Annotated in this window: 19 protein-coding genes and 1 pseudogene; 17 read left to right on the forward strand and 3 right to left on the reverse strand. The window is 33.5% G+C overall.

The genetic code is table 11. The features are described 5' to 3' along the window. Positions 1 to 5: 5 nt before the first annotated feature. The 9 genes and pseudogenes from ACYQ39_RS11870 to araD all read left to right on the forward strand — a co-directional run. A complete protein-coding gene (locus ACYQ39_RS11870) occupies positions 6 to 899 on the forward strand; it encodes a carbohydrate ABC transporter permease (RefSeq protein WP_459843325.1) in 894 nt (297 codons plus the stop codon). An 11-nt stretch (positions 900 to 910) separates the two neighbouring features. Then, complete coding sequence (locus ACYQ39_RS11875; RefSeq protein WP_459843328.1) at positions 911 to 1,765, forward strand: carbohydrate ABC transporter permease; 855 nt, start codon at positions 911 to 913, stop codon at positions 1,763 to 1,765. Between the two features lie 49 nt (positions 1,766 to 1,814). After that, positions 1,815 to 3,332 (forward strand): arabinosylfuranosidase ArfA, encoded by a 1,518-nt coding sequence (gene arfA, locus ACYQ39_RS11880; protein WP_459843331.1) that lies wholly within the window; start codon positions 1,815 to 1,817, stop codon positions 3,330 to 3,332. A 284-nt stretch (positions 3,333 to 3,616) separates the two neighbouring features. Continuing rightward, positions 3,617 to 4,714 (forward strand): GntR family transcriptional regulator, encoded by a 1,098-nt coding sequence (locus ACYQ39_RS11885; RefSeq protein WP_459843334.1) that lies wholly within the window; start codon positions 3,617 to 3,619, stop codon positions 4,712 to 4,714. Between the two features lie 468 nt (positions 4,715 to 5,182). Continuing rightward, entirely contained in the window at positions 5,183 to 6,181 is a 999-nt protein-coding gene (locus ACYQ39_RS11890) for an ABC transporter permease (RefSeq protein WP_459843337.1), read from the forward strand. Between the two features lie 141 nt (positions 6,182 to 6,322). Beyond that, positions 6,323 to 7,285, forward strand: a complete 963-nt coding sequence (locus ACYQ39_RS11895) for a sugar-binding protein (protein WP_459843340.1) — start codon at positions 6,323 to 6,325, stop codon at positions 7,283 to 7,285. Positions 7,286 to 7,418: 133 nt separating this feature from the next. Next, a complete protein-coding gene (locus ACYQ39_RS11900) occupies positions 7,419 to 8,909 on the forward strand; it encodes a sugar ABC transporter ATP-binding protein (RefSeq protein WP_459843343.1) in 1,491 nt (496 codons plus the stop codon). Between the two features lie 21 nt (positions 8,910 to 8,930). Then, positions 8,931 to 10,430 carry an L-arabinose isomerase gene (gene araA / locus ACYQ39_RS11905; protein ID WP_459843346.1) on the forward strand — a complete coding sequence of 500 codons (1,500 nt, stop codon included), beginning with the start codon at positions 8,931 to 8,933 and terminating at the stop codon, positions 10,428 to 10,430. Positions 10,431 to 10,631: 201 nt separating this feature from the next. After that, positions 10,632 to 10,715: pseudogene (gene araD / locus ACYQ39_RS11910) on the forward strand (L-ribulose-5-phosphate 4-epimerase); the annotation flags it as partial. Between the two features lie 616 nt (positions 10,716 to 11,331). Here araD and ACYQ39_RS11915 read toward each other — a convergent pair. Then, entirely contained in the window at positions 11,332 to 11,814 is a 483-nt protein-coding gene (locus ACYQ39_RS11915) for an ImmA/IrrE family metallo-endopeptidase (RefSeq protein WP_459843349.1), read from the reverse strand. Between the two features lie 53 nt (positions 11,815 to 11,867). Then, on the reverse strand, positions 11,868 to 12,290 hold the full coding sequence (locus ACYQ39_RS11920) for a helix-turn-helix domain-containing protein (RefSeq protein ID WP_459843352.1): 423 nt from the start codon (positions 12,288 to 12,290) through the stop codon (positions 11,868 to 11,870). 162 nt (positions 12,291 to 12,452) lie between these two features. Between ACYQ39_RS11920 and ACYQ39_RS11925 the strand changes: the two genes are divergently transcribed. The 4 genes from ACYQ39_RS11925 (at position 12,453) to ACYQ39_RS11940 (ending at position 15,412) form a co-directional block, all read left to right on the forward strand. Then, positions 12,453 to 12,689 (forward strand): helix-turn-helix transcriptional regulator, encoded by a 237-nt coding sequence (locus ACYQ39_RS11925; protein ID WP_459843355.1) that lies wholly within the window; start codon positions 12,453 to 12,455, stop codon positions 12,687 to 12,689. Positions 12,690 to 12,753: 64 nt separating this feature from the next. After that, positions 12,754 to 13,032 (forward strand): hypothetical protein, encoded by a 279-nt coding sequence (locus tag ACYQ39_RS11930; RefSeq protein ID WP_459843358.1) that lies wholly within the window; start codon positions 12,754 to 12,756, stop codon positions 13,030 to 13,032. Positions 13,033 to 13,149: 117 nt separating this feature from the next. Next, complete coding sequence (locus ACYQ39_RS11935; RefSeq protein ID WP_459843360.1) at positions 13,150 to 15,165, forward strand: Mu transposase C-terminal domain-containing protein; 2,016 nt, start codon at positions 13,150 to 13,152, stop codon at positions 15,163 to 15,165. 85 nt (positions 15,166 to 15,250) lie between these two features. Beyond that, positions 15,251 to 15,412 (forward strand): hypothetical protein, encoded by a 162-nt coding sequence (locus tag ACYQ39_RS11940; protein ID WP_459843362.1) that lies wholly within the window; start codon positions 15,251 to 15,253, stop codon positions 15,410 to 15,412. A 1-nt stretch (position 15,413) separates the two neighbouring features. Here ACYQ39_RS11940 and ACYQ39_RS11945 read toward each other — a convergent pair whose 3' ends face one another. Beyond that, a complete protein-coding gene (locus ACYQ39_RS11945) occupies positions 15,414 to 15,599 on the reverse strand; it encodes a hypothetical protein (RefSeq protein ID WP_459843365.1) in 186 nt (61 codons plus the stop codon). Positions 15,600 to 15,673: 74 nt separating this feature from the next. On the opposite strand from ACYQ39_RS11945, the gene ACYQ39_RS11950 reads away from it, so the two are divergent. Genes ACYQ39_RS11950 through ACYQ39_RS11965 form a run of 4 tightly spaced genes read left to right on the forward strand, consistent with a single transcriptional unit; the run spans position 15,674 to position 17,560 of the window. Next, the gene (locus tag ACYQ39_RS11950; protein ID WP_459843368.1) at positions 15,674 to 15,871 is read left to right on the forward strand and encodes a hypothetical protein; all 198 of its coding nucleotides are present in this window, start codon (positions 15,674 to 15,676) and stop codon (positions 15,869 to 15,871) included. A 15-nt stretch (positions 15,872 to 15,886) separates the two neighbouring features. After that, positions 15,887 to 16,105 (forward strand): hypothetical protein, encoded by a 219-nt coding sequence (locus ACYQ39_RS11955; RefSeq protein WP_459843371.1) that lies wholly within the window; start codon positions 15,887 to 15,889, stop codon positions 16,103 to 16,105. Positions 16,106 to 16,155: 50 nt separating this feature from the next. Beyond that, on the forward strand, positions 16,156 to 16,626 hold the full coding sequence (locus tag ACYQ39_RS11960) for a hypothetical protein (RefSeq protein ID WP_459843373.1): 471 nt from the start codon (positions 16,156 to 16,158) through the stop codon (positions 16,624 to 16,626). Beyond that, a complete protein-coding gene (locus ACYQ39_RS11965; protein ID WP_459843376.1) occupies positions 16,613 to 17,560 on the forward strand; it encodes an AAA family ATPase in 948 nt (315 codons plus the stop codon). Before ACYQ39_RS11960 ends, ACYQ39_RS11965 begins: the two co-directional genes overlap by 14 nt. The last annotated feature ends 12 nt before the right edge of the window (positions 17,561 to 17,572 follow it).

Consider the following 17,572-nt stretch of genomic DNA (forward strand, 5'->3'; position numbering starts at 1 on the left):
CTAATATGCTGAAAAAGGTATTGTATGATAGGAAAATAGTTCCATGGATTTTTATTGCTCCATTCCTAGTCTTATTTCTTGTCTTTAAGGTAGTTCCTATTTTATATTCAGCTTTCTTAAGTCTCCATCAAATGAAGGGATTGAGTGGTGGAGAATTTGTAGGGTTACAAAATTATTTTAATCTTCTTAAAGATAGTAATTTTATAAAGGCTGTTATTAATAATACTAAATATGTAATTGGAACTATGATTATTTTAATTCCTTTACCATTAATTTTAGCAGTCTTTCTTGATTCTAAATATTGCAAAGGGAAAAATGTTTATAAAGTGATTTTATTTATTCCATCATTAATTTCTTTAGTAATAGCAGCTGCTATCTTTAGAATATTACTTTATGAAGGAGAAACAGGTCTTGTAAATGCTATGTTAGGATTAATAGGAATTCCTTCTCAAGAATGGTTGGTGAATCCTGCTCTTGCTATACCTTCGATTCTTCTAATTGCAACCTGGCGATGGACAGGAATTAATATAATTTATTTCACTACTGGTCTAACTGGAATATCTAAAGAATTATATGAGTCTGCTGCTATAGATGGTGCTAATATGTTGGAAAGATTTTATTACATTACCCTTCCTTTACTAAAACCTATTATTATTTTTGTTGCTACCTTAAACCTAATTGGAGGCTATAAGTTATTTGCTGAAATTTATACCTTGTGGAATGGTGGAGTTACTCCAGAGAATAGTGGTTTAACATTAGCTGTTTATCTCTATAAGAATGCTTTTTCTTACTTTAAGTTAGGATATGCTTCAACCATTGGGTTTGTAATGGCAGCAATTATATTAATTCTTACTTTGATTCAATTGAAATTGACTGGATTTTTTAATGATGAAGCGTAGGAGGTAAAAAAGTGAAATTAAACTTAAAGAAGATGGTAGATATAGATTTAGATATCAACTCTAATAGAATAATGTCAATGGCAATTTTAACTTTTATTTGCTTTTTGTTTATTATTCCTTTTTATTGGATGGTTGTTTCTTCTTTTAAGGCGTCAGGTGCAATTTTTACTAGTGAATTAAGGCTGTTACCTAAAGAGCCTATTTTGAAAAATTATATAGATCTTTTAGATACTCCTTTTTTAAGGTGGTATATTAATAGTTTGATTTTTAGTGGTGGATATGTATTCTTTGGGTTATTTGTATGTGGTATTGCTGGTTTTGCTTTTGCAAAGTATGATTTCAAATATAAGAATACTTTGTTTATGATTATAGTTGGCGCTCAAATGTTACCAATACACATTCAGATAATTCCACTTTTTGTTATGTTAACTAAAGTCAAGCTGATTAATACCTATGCAGGTTTGATTTTGCCGATGATTGCAAATCCTATGGGGTTATTTTTTATTCGGCAAAATATGGTAGGGATAGATGATGATTTATTAAATGCAGCAAGAGTTGATGGAGCTTCGGAGTGGGAGATATTTTATAAGATAGTACTTCCTATCTCTAAACCGGCTTTAGCAGCTATGGCTATTCTATTTTCTATTAGATCTTGGAATAATCTTTTGTGGCCTCTAGTAGTAATGAGAACTGAAAAAATGTTTACATTAACTGTAGGTCTTTCATCTTTAGTTGGGCAGTATAGACCGCAGTATGGTATGTTAATGGCTGGATCTTTTTTAGCAGTGTTACCAATTGTTATATTCTTTCTGAAAATGCAAGATTATTTTATTTCTGGGCTCACTGCTGGAAGTATAAAAGGATAAAGTTTAATTTATTATATATTAATTTATATTTTAAAGGAGGAGAATTTTGATGAGCAAACAGAAAGCAACAATGAATTTAGATAAGGATTTTAAGGTTGGTGAAGTTGATGATCGTATTTATGGCTCTTTTATAGAACATTTAGGGCGTGCTGTTTATACAGGCATCTATGAACCAGATCATCCAACAGCTGATGAAGGTGGTTTCAGAGAAGATGTAATGGAGTTAGTTAAGGAATTAGAGGTACCTATTGTTCGTTATCCAGGTGGTAATTTTGTTTCAGGATATAATTGGGAAGATGGAGTTGGCCCTGTAGAAGATAGACCAAATAGGTTAGAATTAGCTTGGAGAACAATTGAAACTAATGAAGTAGGAACTAATGAATTTATGGATTGGGCCAACAAAGTGGATACAGATGTTATGATGGCAGTTAATTTAGGAACTAGAGGTATAGACGCTGCTCGTAATCTATTAGAGTATTGTAATCATCCAGGTGGAAGTTACTATAGTAATTTAAGAAAAGAGCATGGTCAAGAAGAGCCTTATAATATTAAAACATGGTGTTTAGGTAATGAGATGGATGGGCCATGGCAGTTAGGTCATAAGACAGCTGAAGAATATGGACGACTTGCTTGTGAAACGGCTAAAGTTATGAAACAGGTTGATCCAGAAATTGAGCTTGTAGTCTGTGGAAGTTCTTATCAGGAGATGCCAACTTTTGCAGAATGGGAAGCTACTGTGTTAGAGCATACTTATGAGCATGTAGATTATATTTCTCTTCATCAGTATTTTGGTAATAAAGAAGATGACCTTGCCAATTACTTAGCTCAGTCAGTAGGAATGGATGACTTTATTGAATCAGTAATTTCTACGTGTGATTATGTAAAGGCCAAAAAAGGAAGTGACAAGGAGATTAATCTATCCTTTGACGAGTGGAATGTCTGGTTTCATTCTAATGCAGCAGATGAAAAACTTGAGCCTTGGCAGACTGCTCCACCACAGTTAGAGGATATCTATACTTTTGAAGATGCATTAGTAGTAGGTATGATGTTAATGAGTTTATTGAAGCATGCAGATAGAGTAAAGATGGCTTGTTTAGCTCAACTTGTTAATGTAATAGCTCCTATCATGACAGAAGAAGGTGGAGATGTCTGGATGCAGACTATTTATTATCCATATCTTCATGCATCTAAATATGGAAGAGGGACTGTATTAGATTCAGTTATATCTTCTCCAACTTATGAGAGTGAAAATTGTGATGAAGTACCTTTCTTAGATGCTGTTAGTGTAATGAATGAAGAAGATGATGAATTAACTATCTTTGCTGTAAATAGAAATCAAGAAGATAGTTTGTCTTTTGAATGTGAATTAAAAGGTTTTGAAGATTATAGTGTAGTAGAGCATATTGTATTAGAAAATGAAGACGTCAAAGCTAGAAATACAGCAGAGAATACTGATAATGTAAAGCCTCATACAGAAGGGAACGCAACAGTTGAAGGGGATAAAGTAGTAGCTGATTTATCTAATCTTTCTTGGAATGTACTTAGATTAGAAAAGATGAATAGTTAAAGTTTGATTAGTTAGTGTGGAGGGGATTATCCTCCACACATTAATTATTTATGAGAAACCAGAAAGATAAATATTTATAAAAAATATATATTCTGATTTTTAATGTTTAGATATAGGTTGACATTATTAAGTACTTATTTTATAATTAAACCAAGGTAGTTGTACGTACATTTTGATATATGGATAATATAAATAAGAAAGACGAAAGATATGAGATTTTTACAAAAATATTTTTCTTATAAGTTAATAATATAGATAAAATAATGAGTAAAGGATGATAAGTGATGAATGAAGATTATTTGCCTAAATATGTTATGATTAAAAATAAGATTAAGAATTTAGTTAATGAGGGCCAAATAAAGCCTGGTGATAAGTTGCCAACAGAGAGTGAATTGACAGAAAAATATAATGTTAGCAGACATACAGTTAGAAAAGCATTAAATATATTAAACCAAGAAGGTCTGTTGCATAAAAAGCAAGGTGTAGGAACTTTCTTAAAAGGGAATCCTAAAGAGAAAACAGGTAACATAGGATTTATTAGTATCAGTCTGCATGATTATATTTTTTCTGATATTTTAAATGGTGTTGATAACATCTTTCATCAAGAAGGCTATCAGATATTGTTAGGTAATTCTAAAGATAGTCAGATAAGAGAAAAAGAGATATTGGAAAAATTTCTTGAAAAAAATATAGATGGGTTAATTATTGAGCCAGCTAAGAGTGCTGATGATTATCAAAATATAGCTTTATTAGAGAGGTTTGTAGATAACTATATACCAGTAGTAATTTTAGATAGTAAATTTGAAAATGATAAATTTAATTATATTACTATTGATGATAAAAAAGGTGGATATTTGGCTACAGAATTTCTTTTAGAGCAAGGACATGATAATATTGCTATAATATATAAGGGGTTACATAAACCTTCTATTAATCGATTTAAGGGTTATAAAAAAGCTCTAGAAGAAAGAGATATTGCTGTATATAATGATTATGTTAAAAAATACTATACTTCAGAGTTTGGCAAGACAGAAAAATTTGAGAATGAAATATTTGATTTGACTAAAGAGTTAGTAGATTGTCAAGAGCCACCTACAGCTATTTTTTGTTTTAACGATCAGATTGCTATTTTGGTCAAGGAGGTATTAAATGATTTAGGCTTTGAAGTTCCTCAGGATATATCAATAATTGGTTTTGATAATTCGGATTTAGTTAAGTTAAATAATATTTCAATTACATCTGTTGATCATCCTAAAGAGAAAGCTGGAATGAAGGCTGCTAAGATTATTTTAGAAAATATTGAGGAAGAAATTGCGCAATTTAATGAAAATATTGTTTTTACACCAAAGTTAATTGAGAGAGAATCAGTACTATCTAAATAAATCATTTGACAATACTATAAATCTATTATATAATTTGATTAACAAGTAATAAAAGTATTTATAATTTAGTTTCTAAGAAAATAATTTTATAATATATAACAAATAGCAGTTATAATCTAGGCAAGGAAACACAACTTAAATGACTTTAAATAAGTGGTTATAAGAATATAACTATTATAAGAACCCACAGTATCTAGAAAGTAAGTTGATTTACTTTTTAGGATAGCTGTGGTTTTTTTATTAGATAATTATTGTACGAACAACAGTACAATAATTATCTAAATAAAAGGGTTAAGTAGTGAAATTAACTATTTTAATCAGTTTATTGTATGCACAACCGTATGTTGATTAGGTTGTGGTTAAGTAAAGGGAAGGAGGGATAGAGGATTATTTAAGCAATAGTTTTCTATTTATAATATAAAGTATCAAATTAAAAAATCTAATCAGTTGAAAGGGTGAATAAACAAAATGAATGCTCAAGAAAATGTTTCAGTTTCTAAAACTGAAGATAAGGATACAAATATGTTTAATAAATTTTTAGATATGGAAGAGTCAACTATATTAATAGCATTATTATTGTTAGGTGCTGTTATATCAATTTTAACTCCTAAGTTTTTAAGTACTTATAATCTATTAAGTGTGGCGAGACAGATGTCACTAGTTTCTATTGTTGCAGTTGGACAGACATACATTATTATTACAGCTGGAATTGATCTGTCAGTTGGTTCAGTAATTGGATTTACTGGGATTATTTCGACTATGTTAATGAGTATGGGAGTTCCAGTCTGGCTGGCAGTTATTTTAGGTATGGTATCAGGAGGATTAATAGGTTATATAAATGGAACTTTGATTACTAAGATAGATATACCTCCTTTTATAGTAACTTTAGGGATGTTAAGTATTGCTAGAGGTTTGATTATGGTACTTACTAAAGGAATGCCAATTAGTAGTGTTCCAGAAGGTTTTAAATTTCTGGGCCAAGGATCTTTATTAGGAATTCCATTTCCTGTTATTGTTATGGCTTTGATTATGATTCTAGGACATATCTTCTTAAACCGTACTAATATTGGTCGATATATTTATGCTATTGGTGGTAATGAAGAGGCAGCTGAATTATCAGGATTAAATGTAAAGAAAATAAAGACTTTAGTCTATACGATTACTGGTTTTTTAGCAGGGGTTTCTGGTACTATAATGGCTTCAAGATTGAGTTCGGGCCAACCAAATGCAGGTGATGGTTGGGAACTAGATGTTATTGCTGCAGTAGTAATTGGTGGTACAAGTTTAATGGGAGGAGAAGGAAGTATATTAGGAACATTTTTAGGGGCTGCTATTATGGCAGTATTAAGAAATGGATTAGTTCTATTAAATGTTTCAGTTTATTGGCAGACTATAGCAATTGGTTCTATAGTTATTGGAGCAGTTGCTTTAGATAGAATACGTAATAAGAGTAAATCTGAAGAATAAATTGGAGTTATAGAAGTTGATTTAATAATTAATAAATATTTTTAGGAGGTGATAAAAGCTAGTATATAACAGATATTAGTTTGCTAGTCTTTATAATTCAGGTGGTAAGGTACTAACTAATAATATTAAAGGGGGATTAAAATGTTTAATAAAAAGTCTATAGCAATAGCTTTGGTCTTAGTTTTAGCAGTCGGTTGCGTATCATTTATCAGTAGTAAAGCAGAAGCTTGGTGGATTTTTGGTGAAGATAAGAATGAGGAGCAACAGAAAACTTTTGCAGTTGTCCCTAAATTAATCACCCATCCATATTTTAAAGCAAGTGCTGATGGTGCTAATAAGGCTGGTAAAGAACTGGGAGTTGATGTTCGTTTTGTTGGCCCTCAGAAAGCAGATGCTGCTCGACAAGTATCAACTATTGAAAACTTAATAGTTCAAGGAGTAGATGGGATAGCAGTTTCACCTGTAGATGCTACTGCAATAAAATCAGTTATTGAAAGAGCTATGGATCGGGATATTCCAGTTATAACTTTTGATGCTGATGCTCCAGAGAGTAAGCGAATTTCTTATATAGGAACAGGAAATAAAAAGGCTGGAGGAAAAGCTGGAGCAGCAATGGTTAAAAAGTTAAATGGTAAAGGAAAAGTAGCAATTATGACTGGCCAATTAGGGGCTCAGAATTTACAATCTAGAATCGCAGGATTTAAAGAGGCATTAAAAGGTACAGATGTTGAAGTAGTTAAAGTAGAAGCTAATCAAGATGATATGTCATTAGCTCTTAGTCAAGCTGAAGCTTTATTACAAGCTTATGATTTAGATGGTATCTTTGCTTGTAGTGCTACTGGAGCACCAGCAGCAGCCCAAGCAGTAAAAACTAAAGGTCTAACAGATGAAGTTACTATTATTGGATTTGATGACATGCCTCAAACGTTAGATTATATTCGTGAAGGAACAGTATATGCTACTATTGCTCAGCGACCTGATCTAATGGGATATCAATCCGTTAAACAATTATTAAAGTTATCTAAAGGCAAGGAAGTGCCTAAGTATAAAGATACAGGTGTTGAAGTAGTTACCAAAGACAATATTAATTCCTATAAAGACTAAATTAGTAATTTTGGGGCAACAATTATTTATAAGACTAGATAAGAGGATAATTAAATTTGATTGCCCCTTATTATATTAATATTATTGAGATAATTATAAAGTTGATTTTATATTTTATTAGGAGTTGATATATATGGGGATATTAAAAGCAGAGAACATTAGTAAGTTTTTTCCAGGTGTTAAAGCATTAGATAATGTCTGTTTTGAAATAAAAGAAGGAGAAGTGCATGGCTTAGTAGGAGAAAATGGAGCAGGTAAAAGTACACTAATGAAGATTTTATCTGGAGTCCATGAGCCTAGTGAAGGAGATATTATTTATAATGGTAATAAAGTTAAATTTGATGGAGTAATGTCGGCTCAAGAAAAGGGTATAAGTATTATTCACCAAGAATTTAATCTATTTGATAATCTAACAGTAGCAGAAAATATCTTTATAGGTAGAGAGCCAACTAATGGCTCCTTAATAGATAAGAAATTACTTAAGCAGAGAACAGAAGATTTATTATCAGAGTATAATTTAGATCTTGACTCAGGTGTTAAAGTGAAAAACTTGACTGTAGCCTATCAGCAAATGGTCGAAATTGCCAAGGCTTTATCTTATGATTCTAAGATTTTAATTATGGATGAACCCACAGACGCTTTAACTAAAAAAGAAGAAAAAATATTGTTTGATATTATTGCTAAATTAAAGGCAAAAGGTATTACTATAATCTATATTTCTCATAGGTTAGAAGAAATTTTTGAAATATGTGATCGAGTAACTGTTTTAAGAGATGGACAGAAAGTTGCTACTAAAGAAGTTGATGCAGTTAATAAAGATGATTTGGTATCTTATATGGTAGGAAGAGAACTGGATGACTTTTATAAATGGGAAGAACATGAAATAGGTTCAGAAATATTTACAGTTGAGAATTTAAGTAGAGATGGAGTTTTTGATGATATAAGTTTTGAGCTTAGAGAAGGAGAGATATTAGGTTTTGCTGGTTTAGTTGGAGCAGGAAGAAGTGAAGTAATGAGATCTATTTTAGGTGTTGATCCTATGTCTGAAGGACAGGTATATTTGAAAGGTAAAGAAATTGAGTTATCAGGAATAGAGGATGCAGTAGATCAAGGAGTAGGTTATCTGCCTGAGGATAGAAAAAGAGAAGGATTAGTTTTGCAGATGAATACGCGTGAAAATATTACTTTACCAATTTTAAAGAAACTAAGTAAGACTATGTTTCCTAGTGTAAAAGAGGAGAAAGAGTTAGTTAACTCTTTTATGGAGGATTTAGATATTAAAGCTACTAAAAAACAGAAGGTAAAACAACTAAGTGGTGGTAATCAGCAGAAGGTTGCTATCTCTAAGTGGTTGGCAATTGAACCTGAGATTTTAATTTTAGATGAACCTACTAGAGGTGTAGATGTAGGGGCCAAAGCTAAAATATATTCCCTAATAACTAAATTAGCTAAACAAGGAATGGGAATTATTATGATTTCTTCTGAGATGCCTGAAATTATTGGTATGAGTGATAGGATATTAGTACTTTCTGAAGGAGAATTAACTGGTGAATTTAGTCGGCAGTATTTTAATCAAGAAGATATTATGTTAGCTGCTTCAGGTGAACAAGTAAGAAAGATTTAAATTATATAAGGAGGTTAAATTATGAAAGAATTAAAAGAGTTTGAAGTTTGGTTTATTACAGGAAGTCAACACTTATATGGTGATGAGGTACTGGAAAAAGTTGATGAACATTCACAACAAATTGTTAATTCATTCTCAAAATCAGATAAGATACCTGTTAAAGTAGTTCATAAACCTGTCTTAACAACGGCGGCAGATATTAAACAATTATGCTTAGAAGCAAATGCAGCAAAAAAGTGTATAGGACTAATTACATGGATGCATACTTTCTCTCCAGCTAGAACTTGGATTGAAGGTTTAAAAGCGTTACAGAAACCATTTGTGCATTTACACACTCAATTTAATAGGGAAATACCATGGTCTGAAATAGATATGGACTTTATGAATACTAATCAATCAGCTCATGGAGGGCGTGAATTTGGCTTTATTGCTTCTAGAATGAAGAAGAATAGAAAGGTAATTGTTGGTCACTGGGAAGATGAGGAAGTTATTGACCAACTTGCAACTTGGACACGAGCCGCTGCTGCTTGGGCTGATGCACAAGGAGCTAAGATAGCAAGATTTGGTGATAATATGCGTCAAGTGGCAGTTACAGAAGGTGACAAGGTTGAAGCACAGATGAAATTTGGTTATGAAGTAAATGGTTATGCAGTAGGAGATCTTGTAGAGTATGTTGAGGATGTAACTGAAGCAGAACTTGATGAAATAATTGAAGAATATAAAGAAGAGTATATTGTAAAAGAAGAACTTTTAGCTAATGGTGAAAAACATCAGTCACTTAGAGATGCTGCTAGAATTGAGATAGGGTTGAGATCATTTTTAGAGGATGGTAATTTTAAAGGCTTTACTACAACCTTTGAGAATTTACATGGATTATCACAATTACCAGGTTTAGCTGTACAACGGTTAATGGCTGATGGTTATGGATTTGGCCCAGAAGGAGATTGGAAGACGGCTGCTTTAGTTAGAGCTATGAAGGTAATGGATACAGGGCTTGCAGGTGGAACTTCCTTAATGGAGCATTATACTTATCACCTTGACCAAAAAGATACAAAAGTGTTAGGAGCACATATGCTAGAAGTCTGTGAAACAATTGCTGATGATAAGCCAGTATTAGATGTACAGCCGTTAGGTATTGGTGGAAAAGATGATCCAGCTAGATTAATATTTGATGTAGCAGGTGGATCAGCAATTAATGCCTCAGTAGTAGATATGGGAGATAGATTCCGTCTAATTCTTAATGAATTAGATGTAGAAAATCCTGCAGAAGATTTACCTAATTTACCTGTAGCAAGGGTGTTATGGGAACCAAAGCCTAATCTACAGACTGCAGCTTCGGCTTGGATTCATGCTGGTGGAGCTCATCACGCTGGATTTAGTCAATCATTAACTGCTGAACACTTACAAGACTTTGCAGAGATAGCTGATCTAGAGTGTTTATTAATTGATGATGAGACTAAATTATCAGACTTTAAGAAAGAACTTAAGTGGAATGATATTTATTATAAACTTACTGACTAATTAAATTATTAGTGATACTTTTGTGTCATAGATCATAAGGTCGTGAGTAGATCATTTTTAGTTCAAAAGGTTTCTAGGATTAAATTTTAAATCTTATAATTTCTATTTTCTAAAGGGTTAGATGTGTTCCTTGGAATCTTTGTAATAAATTTACTTATGATCTATGGTTTACTGTAGATGTATTAAGAAGGGAGGAATAAAATGCTAGAAGATTTAAAAAAAGAAGTATTAGAAGCAAATTTAGAGTTACCAAAACGTGAGTTAGTTACTTATACTTGGGGAAATTGTTATAGGACAAGATAGTTTAAAAAGAGAGATATGACTGGGACAACGTGGGATTCGGCGGGACAACGTGGGACAGGACACACAAACAGGCTGCTCACCCCAATCAGCCACCAGCTACCACCAACAAGGTTAATTAACTCCTGCTCACTACCTCGCACATCAGCATAGACTAGATAACTCTGCCATACTCAAACTTGATTAACTCCCTGGTACTCCTCCAGGCAGACAGACACTACTTTGAAAAAATATCTCAAATCTAGGATTTCGGACAGATAGATTAAAAAAATAGTACCCTCTTTACATAGCTTTTAAATAGTCTTTAAATCAGAATTAAAAATGATATAAACCTTAAAATAGTCATATATCAGTGTTAAACTTATTTATCTCTGTTATTCTCCTCCTTGACACCACCAATGTCCTTTGGGCGGGGGATAACAGAGGTAAGTTTGCTTTACACTCTAGTTTTAGAATTTCGTTAAAAAAGGATGACTAACGAACCATTAACGAAACCCATAATATTACAATTGAGGCTTCTTTACATAAGGTTTGTCTTATTTCGACAATTAACGACAATACCCATTTAAGTTAAATATTTCTGAGATAGGCAAAAATAAAACTACTTATAAAAAGTATTCGTGTAAGGTAACTTTAAAATTTTCATCTTTGTTACTACTGCTTGCTCAGAAACAACAAAGTATTCTTTTAACTTCTGCACATCACCTGACAACTCAAAACTCTTCCTCTTTAATTCATTCCTCGGCATCAACAACTCACTGGCACAAGCATCTGCACATTTTTCATAAACAGGCTTATTCTTTCCTTTATATGTTCTAAAAATCTTACCCCTATGCTTCAATAAACAGTGGGACATCTCGTGAGCCAAATTAAATCTAAGCTGCCCAGGGTCTTGATCCTTGTTAGCTGCAATAACACTAATTTCTTCTTCTTTATATAATATAGCTCCATCACCAACAAAACTGCCATAAGTTATTTTAATATTTAAAAGACTAGCCACTTGTTCAATATCTAAAGGAACTTTTAGTCTATGCTTTTGCAAAAACTTCCTTGCTACAATTTCAGCCTTCTTTATTTTCAGCATTATCTATTTCACCCCCTTTTTTAACATCTATAAGAGAATGAAAAAGGGGGAGATTAGGATTCTCCTTTCCTTTTCTCCCTTTCTTCATCTACTATCGCTTTTATCATTGCAATTGCTTTAGCTAAATCTTCATCAGTTAAACCTCTAGATTCTCGCAATAGTATTTGCCTTTTGTCATCGTGTAGTATCTCCCATAGGAAATCTATTTCTTCTGGATTTAGCAACTCAAGAGTTTTTTCAGGTGCTATTTCCTTTAGTTTATCCTTCTGTTCTTCTTTACTGCTAAACCCTAACAGATAATCAGCAGTAACATTAAAGAAATCAGCAATTTTCTTGAGTGTTTTGTAGTCAGGTTCTCTTTTGTTACTTTCATATAAAGAAATAGTTGACTCACCTAGGTTTAATTTCTTGCCTAGTTGGGCTTGAGTCAAGTTTTCTTCTTTTCGTAACTTCCTTAATTGTTTGCCTATTCCCATATCGTACTCACCTCATAAATATTATACTTTACTATTTGTAAAGTTACAACACGTTAAAAAATATCTTGCAAATTGAAAAGTTTTTCTTGACATATTGTAAAGTTAGCCCTATAATATATAGTGTAATCACTTTACAATATGCAAAGAAGGAGGGCTGTTCAAATGAATGAATCTATAAAGATTAAGTTTGCTGAGTTTAGAAAAGATGCAGACTTAACCCAAAAACAGATGGCTGAAAAGTTAGGTATTTCAGAAAGCTATTATTGTTTATTAGAAAATGGAAAACGCCCTATGAAACTAAAAATGGCATTAGAAATAGCCAAAATACTTGATAAGACACCTGATGAAATTTTTTTACCCACTAACTTTACAGAATGCAAAGTTGAAAATGTAGGTTAATATTTTTACTCTTATATTTACCCTATTATAGTGTGTTTATTCTTTTTTTAAGGAGGTTTGCAAAATGAAAAGAAAAGTTATTTGTCGTGGTTCTGACCACAATGGTGACAATTATATTCTTGCCTATCTACCTGCTAAAGATGAATTTGCAACTTGGTTTGTTGGACAAGATGGGCAAGGCAACGAAGCACTTTATTATGGTCATTACTGCCAGACTAAGGCTCAAGCTATTAAGGATTTTAAAGAACGTATCTGCCTTGATGAACCAACATCTACTATTATTGCAGGCAGTCTTGAGCAAACAAAGGATGGTCAGTGTGAGTATATTGCTACTATTGGATAATTATTTATCAACAAAAAAAGAGCAGAGGCGGCTACCTCTACTCTCAACAAATTTATACCTTTATTTTAGTATATCAAACTAGTAAATTTAATTCAATTTTGGAAGCGGGGTGAGAATGTGTACGTTAGCACTAAAGAAGCTGCTAAATTATGTGGTACTAGCGAACGGACTATCCAAAAAAATGCTAAGGAAGGCAAATATGATATTCAGTACCAGGAAGGGCGAGGTCGAGGAGGCAAAGTTCTTAGAATCAATGTTATGAGCTTACCCTGGCAGGCACAAGTCAAGTACTGGCAGCGAGAAAATGCAGATACAGGGATAGTCAGAAAACATACCATTGACCAGTTTTCAGGTCAAGCTAGAGAAGAAGCAGTTATCAAAAAGAAGATGATTGAAAAGGCAGATGAAATTATTGCCGAACTCAAAGAAGAGCTAGGCAAAACCGAAGCCATCAAACAAGCTGTTCAAGTAGTCAAAGCAATGCATCCTGATATGCCTTTCTCTACAGGTAGTTACTACAATTGGAGCAAGAATCTTAGAGAAGAAGGCATTACTGGTTTAATGGACGAACGAACCTTAAGTGAAAATCAACAAGGAGATAGAAGATGTCCTCCAGCAGTTAATGAAGAAGCCTGGAAGTTCTTCTTAAATTTATATCTTACTCAGCAACAAAGAAGTGTTGCCTTCTGCCATCGAATTACTAAAACAATGGCAAAACAAGAGGGTTGGGGCAAGATTCCAACAGTCAGAAGCTTTAGAAGATATGTTAAAAAATACATTGACCCAGCCACTCGTGTAGCCTTAAGAGAAGGCGACAAGGCACTAAAAGATAAAATCGAACCTTACATTGAACGTGATATAGCAGGATTAGAAAGCAATGAAATATTTGTTGGAGACCACAGTCAATGCGACTTCTTCGTTCTTGATGAAGAAGGAAATCCTAAACGAGCTATTCTTACTGCTTGGATGGACATGCGTTCTCGAACCTTTGTTGGTTACAGGTTATCTTTTAGCCCTAATCTAAACACCATCATGCACAGCTTTGCAGATGCCTGTAAAGATTATGGAATTCCAGACCATGTTTATATTGATAATGGTAAAGATTACAGAGCCTATCAATTTGCAGGTGGGCGAATCAACAGCAGTAAACAACAGATAGAAGTTGAGGAGTGGAAAGCAACATCAATGCTAGAGATTCTTGATGTTCAGCCCCATTTCTCCAACCCTTATAATGCCAGAGCAAAACCAATTGAGCGTAAATTTCAGGACTTCCACAATCATTTTGACAAGATGTTCCCTAGTTATCGTGGTAATTGTCCTTCCAATGCTCCAGAGCAATTACAAGAAGTACTCAATAACAAGGACAAGCTCATTACCATCGAAGAATTACAAGACATCTTTTCAAGCTGGTTAGAAGTAGTCTATCACGAAACACCTCAAAATGGTAAAGGTATGAAAGGTAAAACACCACATACAGTTTGGAAAGAAAACATTAATGAAGTTAGAAAAGTAAGTGAACGAGAACTAACCTTCTTACTAACTAAGGTTAAAGGAACTAGAGTGGTTGGTCGTAATGGTATCAAGATGGATGGTCTTAACTATTATAGTGATGAACTAAAAGAAATCACTACCAGCGGTCAAAAAGTACAAGTTAGATATGACCCCGAAGACCTATCCCAAGTCTATATCTGTGATTTAGATGATAAGTTCCTATGTACCGCTCAACTAGTTCAGCAAAACAAATTTGTAGGCATTGATGAACAGTCAATGAAAGACTTCAAGCGTAAGCGTAATAACATCAGAAATAAAGTTAAAGAAGATGAAGAATATATCTCTCAATCCAAAGAATTTACAATGGAAGATTATCTTGAAGCTAAGCGAAAAGAGAACCAAGAAAGAGCTAGACAAGAAGCACTTGATTCTCCTAATGTAGTTCGTATGCACAAAACAGACATCAGAGAATCACTTAAAAAGCTAGAAGAACAGACCCAAGACCTTCCTGATCAGGAACGCAAACAGGTTATGAGCGAAGTTCATCAGCTATTTGAGAACCAGCAGCAACAACCAGTTGATGAAGAAGAACAACGCAAAAAAGACTTAAAAGACCTACAAGATGCTATGGGTGATTTTTAAACTAGTCGAAACTGGGCTAATGCCCAGTTGGTAGGAATTAGCCCACCTGCCCTGATGATGACAGGCTAAAAGGAGGTGCAGATAAATGTCCAATGATAAAGACTTTATTGCTCTAAAGGAAAGAGTAAGTAAATTAGAAAAGAGAATGGCTGAACTAGAAGGGCGAATTCTAGAACAGCCAAGTAAAGAAGAAAACCAATCACTTGTACAGGCTTTAAGACAACTATCTAAAGAACTAGACAAGTGATTTACTGATTATTTGATTCTTTAAGATACTCTTCAATGAATCTTTTAGAAACATTAGCAGAAAGAAGAATTAAAGTACTAATAATTTCCTTATTTACACCAGTGAATTTATCTAGATGATTAGTTTCAAACTCTTCAATAATCTCTTTCTTTATATCATCTAGATTAATTTGCTTATCATTATCCATATGTAATCACCCCTTCCTGTTTTTTTAATATTCAGCAGGAAGGGTAGAAAAACCTTTTGAAAGGAGGTGAGCCAGTGAGAAAACACAGCCAGTTAGAAGTCTCAGTTTTAGAGCAGTTTTGTAGCAATTGCAATCACTTAGTTACAGTCTTTCCAGGGTTTCGTCTAGAAGATTGTCCTGAGTGTGGAACTAAACTTACTGGAGAGTGGAACTATACTACTGCAACAATCAGCATTGACCCTATTACTTTAGAATCAATCATTCAACATTAAAGAGGTGGTGTTAATATGTCAGATTTAAAAGTAGCTAGTGGACTACGCAAGAAAGATTTAGTAGCTAGAATCAAATTCTTGCAGGATGTTATTGAGCAGACCAACTTAAGCGATAGAACTATTGATAGGCTAGATAATAACTTAGCAGCCATGTATAAAGAAATAGTTTATAACGACCCTCATTTTAGAGACCAGTTAAAGCAAAACCAACAGTCTAAAAAGGTAGCTAAATAAATTTAAACAGCTTTTAAACTTTGCTTAATCACCTTTTAAGGAGGGATAAAATGCCTAGTAGAATGATGAATGATAGAACAGAATTAGCTGGCAGGATTGAATTACTAGCAGAGGTTATTAAAGATGGGGACTATCAGATTAAAGAACCCACCTTCAACCAGTTAAAACAGGGTGTAAATAGTTACTTAAAATTACTCCTCCCTGATAGAAAGGAAGAACCCAAGATTGATTATGTTAAACAGGATTTTGATGGAGGTCGCATTTCAGGAATTGCCTTTAAGCGTATCAAATTAGAAGAAGTTATTAGGTTGCTGGATAAGATCGAAGAGCAATCTGATAAGCAATTAGGATTTACAGAACCTACTGGGGAGTTAAGAGTTAAAGATATTAAGCAGATTGAAAGAATTGATTTTACTAAGCAGGGATTTACTAAGTATCTAATCAAGATTGGCGTTAATCAGAATGTAATTGAAGTTAATCTAAAAACTAAAACGGAGGATGATAACCATGAAAAATGCTAAGCAAATTAAAAAAGAGCCTCAAGGAGGCTCCGATGTAAAAAAAGTTAAACAAGCTCTCTCCCGCTACATTGAAGAGAGCAACAAATCACAAAGCCAGGTGGCTCGTGAAATTGGAATATCTGGTTCAGCACTAAGCCAGTTCCTTAGCGGAACTTATAAAGGAAGTATATCAAATATCTGCGATAAGGTCAAGAAGTACATGAACCTTCAACAGCAGAAGCTTGATACTCCTAAGAAACCAGGCTTTGTTGATACCGAGATAGCCCAAGAGATTAAAACAGTTCTTAGTTTCTGCCGTCTAAATGATGATATTGGTGTAATTGTTGGTGACCCAGGCATTGGTAAGAGTATGACCCTAAAGAAATACAGCAAAGAAAATCATAATGTAGTCTTTATTAGTGCTTCTCCAGCTTTGCGGTCTCCTAATTCACTATTGGACGAGCTATTACATGCTCTAGGAAAGAAAGAATCAGGTAAATTAGCAGTTAAGCAAAGAGCCTTAATCGACCATCTAACTGATAGTGGTACAATGATTATCATTGATGAAGCCCAGCATCTTACTTACAGTTCTCTAGAAACAGTTCGAGCAATCTATGATGGAGCAAGAATCTCACTTGTCTTAGCTGGTAACCCACTAGTATTAGATGAAATGAGAGATAAGCGAGCAGAATTCGCCCAGTTCTTTAGTCGCATTGGAATCAAACGCAGAATTTCAGGAGAAAAAAGCCGCAAAGATATTAAAAAAATAGCTCAAGAATGTGTCTTAGAACCTGCTGACGAGATGATTGATTTTTTAGAAAAAAAGGCTAATGATTACGGGGGGTTTAGATACATGGTCAAGCACCTAGTTCTAGCCATGACATTAGCCTACAACAAAGGAACTTCTATCGAAATTGACCACTTTAAACAAGCAGAAAGAATCTTACAGGGATAATTAAAAGGGCAA

Source organism: Halanaerocella petrolearia (assembly GCF_054657875.1).

What these genes read in the sequence shown, in the direction of transcription:
- ACYQ39_RS11870 (WP_459843325.1), top strand. Translation starts at nt 6, where the DNA reads ATGCTGAAAAAGGTATTGTATGATAGGAAAATAGTTCCATGGATTTTT.
- arfA (WP_459843331.1), top strand. Translation starts at nt 1,815, where the DNA reads ATGAGCAAACAGAAAGCAACAATGAATTTAGATAAGGATTTTAAGGTT.
- ACYQ39_RS11885 (WP_459843334.1), top strand. Translation starts at nt 3,617, where the DNA reads ATGAATGAAGATTATTTGCCTAAATATGTTATGATTAAAAATAAGATT.
- ACYQ39_RS11890 (WP_459843337.1), top strand. Translation starts at nt 5,183, where the DNA reads ATGAATGCTCAAGAAAATGTTTCAGTTTCTAAAACTGAAGATAAGGAT.
- ACYQ39_RS11895 (WP_459843340.1), top strand. Translation starts at nt 6,323, where the DNA reads ATGTTTAATAAAAAGTCTATAGCAATAGCTTTGGTCTTAGTTTTAGCA.
- ACYQ39_RS11900 (WP_459843343.1), top strand. Translation starts at nt 7,419, where the DNA reads ATGGGGATATTAAAAGCAGAGAACATTAGTAAGTTTTTTCCAGGTGTT.
- araA (WP_459843346.1), top strand. Translation starts at nt 8,931, where the DNA reads ATGAAAGAATTAAAAGAGTTTGAAGTTTGGTTTATTACAGGAAGTCAA.
- ACYQ39_RS11915 (WP_459843349.1), bottom strand. Translation starts at nt 11,814, where the DNA reads ATGCTGAAAATAAAGAAGGCTGAAATTGTAGCAAGGAAGTTTTTGCAA.
- ACYQ39_RS11920 (WP_459843352.1), bottom strand. Translation starts at nt 12,290, where the DNA reads ATGGGAATAGGCAAACAATTAAGGAAGTTACGAAAAGAAGAAAACTTG.
- ACYQ39_RS11925 (WP_459843355.1), top strand. Translation starts at nt 12,453, where the DNA reads ATGAATGAATCTATAAAGATTAAGTTTGCTGAGTTTAGAAAAGATGCA.
- ACYQ39_RS11930 (WP_459843358.1), top strand. Translation starts at nt 12,754, where the DNA reads ATGAAAAGAAAAGTTATTTGTCGTGGTTCTGACCACAATGGTGACAAT.
- ACYQ39_RS11940 (WP_459843362.1), top strand. Translation starts at nt 15,251, where the DNA reads ATGTCCAATGATAAAGACTTTATTGCTCTAAAGGAAAGAGTAAGTAAA.
- ACYQ39_RS11945 (WP_459843365.1), bottom strand. Translation starts at nt 15,599, where the DNA reads ATGGATAATGATAAGCAAATTAATCTAGATGATATAAAGAAAGAGATT.
- ACYQ39_RS11955 (WP_459843371.1), top strand. Translation starts at nt 15,887, where the DNA reads ATGTCAGATTTAAAAGTAGCTAGTGGACTACGCAAGAAAGATTTAGTA.
- ACYQ39_RS11960 (WP_459843373.1), top strand. Translation starts at nt 16,156, where the DNA reads ATGCCTAGTAGAATGATGAATGATAGAACAGAATTAGCTGGCAGGATT.
- ACYQ39_RS11965 (WP_459843376.1), top strand. Translation starts at nt 16,613, where the DNA reads ATGAAAAATGCTAAGCAAATTAAAAAAGAGCCTCAAGGAGGCTCCGAT.